Raw genomic sequence first — 2328 nt, 5'->3', positions numbered from 1 at the left:
TACGGTCGAGGGCTCCTCGTACTAAGGCAACAGTCACGTGGGAGGTGAGGAGGACGACCTCGGCGGGGGTCCCAATCTGAATATTGCACATCGGACTCGTCTCGCAGCCGCCGAGGACGAGTTGTTCGAACCGTTCGTGCTCGGCGAGGTCCACGAGTGCGCTTCCGGGGTCTCCGTCGAGATGCCGAACGGCCGCATCCACGCCGCGTTCGTCGAGTACTTCCTCCACCTTCGATTCGATATCCTCGTGCGAGCGCTCGACGGCCGGATTGTCGACGATAGCGACGGTGAGGTCGTCGCCAGCGTTGGCCGCCCGTTCGACCGTTTTCTCCAGCGCTCGGATGGAATCGTCGCTGCCACCGATTCCGAGCAGTACCTTCATGATTCCCAATCTCGCGGTGGTGGTAGAAAACCCTTGCCCGGAACCCCTTCCGAACGCGGGGCTGTCATCGCGGGACCGCACGTCGCGGAACCCTTTTCGGCGATGACGCGGTAGCCCGCGGTATGACAGACGAGTCCGACGACTTCGAGGCAGGGGCGGCCGACGCCGAGACCGACGAACACGAGCGAGGTGGCGACCGCGACCACGCCAGCGACGAGGGACGCTCCCACACCGGTGACGAGGACCGCAATCGCACCGGTGACGAGGACCGCAGTCGCACCAGCGACGAAGGCCGTGACCACGCCGGTGACGACACCGAATCCAGCCCCGAAGCCGACCCGGACGGAGATGCAGCGCGGGCCGCGACTACCGGCGAGTCCGGTGTTGAAGAGGCAGCTGACGATAGCGAGACGGTTGACGACGACGAAGCCGCCGGAGATGATAGCGAGACGACGACGGATACCGGTGCAGCATCAACTGCCGCCGCCGACGTTCCCGAGGACGTACAGAAGTACGCCCGATTCAAGAAAGTCGACGGCGCGCAGTACGACCGCGTCAACGACTTCCTCCGCGAGCGAACCTACGTGACGGCGCGCGAGTGGGCTATCGCCCGCCTCTGTGCCGACTTCCGCACGGAGACGGGCGTCGAGATGACGAAAATCGGCGAGAACCTTCCCGAACTCGTTCCGTTCATGACTGACACATACACGCCGCAGGCGGTCAATCAGGCCCGTTCAGCCTTCCGAGACAAGGTCCGAAAGTCGGGGGCGACGTTCCTCTACGGGGCGATGTCGGGCTTCTTCACGGCCGAAGAACTCGACGAGATGATGTACGAGGTCACGGAAATCGCCAAGTTCCTTCTCGAAGTCGAGGGCGTCGACCTCTCTGTCGAAGAGGAACTCGAAGCCGAAGAACGTATCTCTAGCGTCATGCGCGAAGTCCGCGAGGCGAGCACGGAACTCCGGCAAGAGGAACTGTCGAACGACGACTGAGGCGCGACTGCTTCGCCGTAATCAACGCGTCACGGGAACAGCGGAGCCGGATTGGACTGGACTAATTCGACGCGCTGGTCGGCCTCGACGGGCCGGACGTACAGACGAAGCGCACCCTGTTCTTTCGCACGGGTTTTCAGCACGTCCACTTTGTCGAGTCCGTAATAGAGGGGTACGACGACCGCTTTCTCCGCCTGTGCTGCTTGTACGACCGAGACGACGAACATGGTTCCTCCCTCGCGGGCGCGGTAGACATCGTATCTATCGAACGAGGCGTCTGCGACCCACTCGGAAAGCGCCTCGAACTCGCTTCCCGGAACGAGCACGTCGAAACCGACGCGGTCGGTGGCATCCGGTAGGTTCGACGGCGGAAGGACCGTCACGTCGCCGGGATGGAGGACGAGCGTCTCCCAGCCTTCTTCGGCGTATTCAGCCGCGGTCGCCTCGGCGTCCTCGATGACTGTCTCCCAGAACGAAAGCATCCCCGTCAGTACGTGCTGCTCGTCTGCGTTTGGCCCACGACTTCGCGGCGGCGTCTGCTCTTCGCTCATGTGTGCCGTGTCTCGGGCGGTCAGACGGGAAAAAGTTCGCCTGCGTGAAGTGTCGCCTAGACGCGGACGTTTTCACCCGATGCGTCGCCGAACTCGTCGCCGTCCCAGACCAACTCGCCGCGGAGCATCGTCCACTCGGGGAAGACGCCCGTGAAGCCTTCGAACGGCGTCCATCCGCACTTCGAGTGGAGGTCGTCGCCGCGAATCTCGCGGGCGTCGTCGAGGTCGTAGAGCACGAGGTCAGCATCTGCGCCCGCCTCGATGCGGCCCTTCTGCGGCAGGTCGAAGATGTCCGCGGGGTTCGTCGCAACTACGTCGCGGACGCGCTCTAGCGACAGGACGCCGTCCACGGCGGCACCGAGAAGTAGCGGCACCATCGTCTCGACGCCGGGGACACCGCTCG

The 2328-nt window shown here is 63.9% G+C and carries 4 protein-coding genes; 1 reads left to right on the top strand and 3 read right to left on the bottom strand.

What is annotated here, in order from left to right:
* Positions 1-382: universal stress protein (locus QT222_RS02255; RefSeq protein ID WP_491476171.1), on the bottom strand; the 382-nt coding region annotated here is incomplete at its 3' end.
* A gap of 122 nt (positions 383-504) precedes the next feature.
* On the opposite strand from QT222_RS02255, the gene QT222_RS02250 reads away from it, so the two are divergent.
* The gene (locus tag QT222_RS02250; protein ID WP_491476170.1) at positions 505-1374 is read left to right on the top strand and encodes a DUF5806 family protein; all 870 of its coding nucleotides are present in this window, start codon (positions 505-507) and stop codon (positions 1372-1374) included.
* 29 nt (positions 1375-1403) lie between these two features.
* Here QT222_RS02250 and QT222_RS02245 read toward each other — a convergent pair whose 3' ends face one another.
* Positions 1404-1925, bottom strand: a complete 522-nt coding sequence (locus tag QT222_RS02245) for a DUF7529 family protein (RefSeq protein WP_491476169.1) — start codon at positions 1923-1925, stop codon at positions 1404-1406.
* Positions 1926-1981: 56 nt separating this feature from the next.
* On the bottom strand, positions 1982-2328 hold a 347-nt coding region (locus QT222_RS02240; protein WP_491476168.1), incomplete at its 5' end, for an amidohydrolase family protein.

Source organism: Haloferax sp. s1 (assembly GCF_058382125.1).
Note: the sequence above shows the minus strand (reverse complement) of the source record. Positions and strands in the feature narration are given on the sequence as shown.

Coding starts and splice junctions, on each gene's coding strand:
- QT222_RS02245 (WP_491476169.1), bottom strand. CDS start 1,925: ATGAGCGAAGAGCAGACGCCGCCGCGAAGTCGTGGGCCAAACGCAGAC.
- QT222_RS02250 (WP_491476170.1), top strand. CDS start 505: ATGACAGACGAGTCCGACGACTTCGAGGCAGGGGCGGCCGACGCCGAG.